This is a genomic window from Bradyrhizobium sp., from assembly GCF_049581145.1.
GTDB lineage: Bacteria > Pseudomonadota > Alphaproteobacteria > Rhizobiales > Xanthobacteraceae > Bradyrhizobium.
Genome location: NZ_JBAURI010000968.1, coordinates 1 through 2,875, shown reverse-complemented (window position 1 = coordinate 2,875; position 2,875 = coordinate 1). Strand labels below are relative to the sequence as shown.

The 2,875-nt window shown below is 64.8% G+C and carries 2 protein-coding genes and 1 pseudogene; all 3 read left to right on the top strand.

Features of this window, described 5'->3' with window-relative positions; all coding sequences use genetic code 11:
• Window positions 1-56: 56 nt before the first annotated feature.
• The gene (locus WCB02_RS31600) at window positions 57-1,829 is read left to right on the top strand and encodes an adenylate/guanylate cyclase domain-containing protein (RefSeq protein WP_423964351.1); all 1,773 of its coding nucleotides are present in this window, start codon (window positions 57-59) and stop codon (window positions 1,827-1,829) included.
• Between the two features lie 278 nt (window positions 1,830-2,107).
• A complete protein-coding gene (locus WCB02_RS31595) occupies window positions 2,108-2,308 on the top strand; it encodes a cold-shock protein (protein WP_423964348.1) in 201 nt (66 codons plus the stop codon).
• Between the two features lie 134 nt (window positions 2,309-2,442).
• Window positions 2,443-2,875, top strand: a pseudogene (locus tag WCB02_RS31590) (bifunctional proline dehydrogenase/L-glutamate gamma-semialdehyde dehydrogenase); the annotation flags it as partial.

Genomic DNA, 2,875 nt, shown 5'->3' with positions numbered 1-2,875 from the left:
GCCGTTCCGTCGAGGAATTGAACCTTGCCATTCCAGATCATTGTTTGATGCAGCACATGGCCGATCTTTCTCGTGAAAATCCAACGAACATCATCCGCGGCATCGGCGTGCGCCAGGTCCGGCTGGCCTGCGGACTGGTGCTGTTCAGCTACCTGATCAGCCACTTCCTCAACCATGCGCTGGGCAACATCTCGCTGGATGCGCTGGCTGCGGGCGTTCGCTACCATGTGCTGTTCTGGCATTTCCTGCCGGTCGCGATCGTCTTCTACACGGCGGCGCTGCTGCACGGCGGCCTTGGCATCTGGGCGCTCTACCAGCGCCGGCAATTCAGCCGGATCGCGATCGAGCCGCTGCAGCTTGCGCTGGGCTTGAGCATCCCCGTGCTCGTGGTCGCGCATGTCGTCGGCGCGCGGCTTGGCCAGAGCCTGTTCGGGCAGGAGAAGCTCTACCCGCAGGAGATCTATTCCTTCTGGGTCGCGCACCCCGCCAAAATGTGGCAGATGTTCGCGGTGCTGCTGATCGCCTGGACGCATGGCTGCATCGGCCTGCACTTCTGGCTCCGGATGAAGGCGTTCTATGCACGGACCGCGCCCTTTCTGCTCGCTGCCGCGATCCTGATCCCGACGCTGGCGCTGCTTGGCCTCTATCAGGCCGGGCGGAGCGTGATCGCCGACAGCGAGAATCCGCAATGGCGCGCCGCCAATCTGTCGGAGCACCAGATGGGGACCAAGGCCGAGCAGGACACGCTCGGCGACATCGTCGATGATTTCCTGACCTTCTATCTCGGCCTGATCGGAATCGTCGTGCTGGCGCGCGGCGCGCGCGTGCTGCTCGAGCGCCGGCGCGGCATGGTCAACCTGTCCTATGGCAATGGCCGTACCGTCCGGATTCCTAAGGGCTTGAGTGTGCTCGAGGCCAGCCTGCGCGCCAATGTCCCGCATGCCTCGGTCTGCGGCGGCCGCGCGCGCTGCTCGACCTGCCGGATTCGCGTGATCGGCGATTGCAGCGGATTGCCCGAGCCGTCGCCGCGCGAGGCCTTCGTGCTGGCTCGGGTCGGCACCAGCGATCCGTCGATCCGGCTGGCCTGCCAGTTGCGGCCGACCGCCGACCTGTCGTTCTTCCAGCTCTTCATCCCGAGCGCCGTATCGGCCGACACCCATGCTTCGCACCCGGCTCGCATCGGCGAGGAGCGCCATCTCGTCAGCCTGTTTGTCGACATGCGCGGCTCGACCCGGCTCGCGGAAAAACTGTTGCCGTTCGACACCGTGTTCGTGGTCAATCGCTTCCTGGCCGCGGTGTCGCAGGCGGTGGTCGATTGCGGCGGCCGGCCCAATCAATTCATCGGCGACGGCATGCTGGCGCTGTTCGGGCTTGCCGCAGGCGCGCAGACGGCGAGCCGCCAGGCGCTGCGGGCGGCGGCCCTGATCGCGGCCAATATCGCGGAATTGAACCAATTCCTCAGTCACGATCTGAAGGAGCCGATCCGCTTCGGCATCGGCATTCACGGCGGCGAGGTCATCGTCGGCGACATCGGCTATCGCGACCACATGGTGTTCACCGCGCTCGGCGACGCCGTCAACGTCGCTGCGCGGCTGCAGGACATGACCAAGGCGCTTCGTTGCGAAGCCCTGGTCTCGGACGAGGTCCGGCTGTCCGCCGGACTCTCGGAGGGCGACCTGCCGCGGCAGGAGGTCGTGATCCGCGGCCGCGACGAGCCGATGGTGGTCCGGTTCGTCGCGGAAACCAAGCTGTTGGCTGCGCTGCTCGATGCGGAGGAGACCGTTGCGGCTCAGCCGCTCGCGCCCGCCGCGGCCATGCCGGGAGTATGATCTCGTTCACAACCCGGCATTCATTCACAGAATTTTTGGGCCTCGGCCGATTCTGTTGCACTGCACACTGCGCGAGAGATCAGCGGGCGCGCCGGTCAAATCATCGCGAAGCCGGCAAAAATCTTGGCTGCGCCCGTATATCGATCATTTCGGCAGCAATCCCGGCCGTTGTTTGAGCTACCACGTCCGCCGCAACCGTCGTATCCTGTTTGACCGGACGTTGCCGGTTTGCGGGGACCGGTGGTTCGTTTTGTTGTTTCGTCCCGCGGAGACGACGGATGGCTAAAGGTACGGTCAAGTGGTTCAACCCGACCAAGGGTTACGGGTTCATCCAGCCTTCATCGGGCGGCAAGGACGTGTTCGTGCATATTTCCGCGGTACAGAAAGCGGGTCTTTCCAGCCTTAACGAAGGGCAGACGATCGAATACGACGAGATCGCAAATCGCGGCAAGACTTCGGCCGAGAACCTCAAGGTTTAGCGCGAGGCAGGGCGCCCACCCGAATACATTCCCGAGGTTACTGGTCCGCAGGAGCGCACACCGCTCTTGCGTATGCATAGGCATTTTCGTGCCAAGCCGGTTGCGTGGTAAAATACCGGAATCAAAGGCACGCCATGACCTGCGATGCGCCGACCCCTCCGCCATTCTCGGCGGCCTATACGCCGGACGATCGCGTCATGGCGGCGGGCCTACTCGCGACCGCGCGCCTGAACGATGAGCAGGAGCAGCGCATCGACCGCACCGCCACGCGGCTGATCGAGGCCATCAGGGCCAACGACGATCGGCTCGGCGGCGTCGAGGAATTGCTGCGCGAGTTCGCGCTGACCACCAGGGAAGGCCTGGCGCTGATGGTGCTCGCCGAGGCGCTGTTGCGGGTGCCGGATGCGCGCACCGCCGACCAGTTCATCGAGGACCGGCTCGGCGAAGGCGATTTTCTCCACCACGAGACCAGATCCAGCGCCTTCCTGGTCAATGCCTCGGCCTGGGCGCTCGGGATGTCGGCGCGCGTCATCCAGCCCGGCGAAACCCCGCAAGGCACCATCGGCC

Excerpts from the sequence above, each read along its gene's own strand:
- WCB02_RS31600 (WP_423964351.1), top strand. The coding sequence starts at position 57 with ATGGCCGATCTTTCTCGTGAAAATCCAACGAACATCATCCGCGGCATC.
- WCB02_RS31595 (WP_423964348.1), top strand. The coding sequence starts at position 2,108 with ATGGCTAAAGGTACGGTCAAGTGGTTCAACCCGACCAAGGGTTACGGG.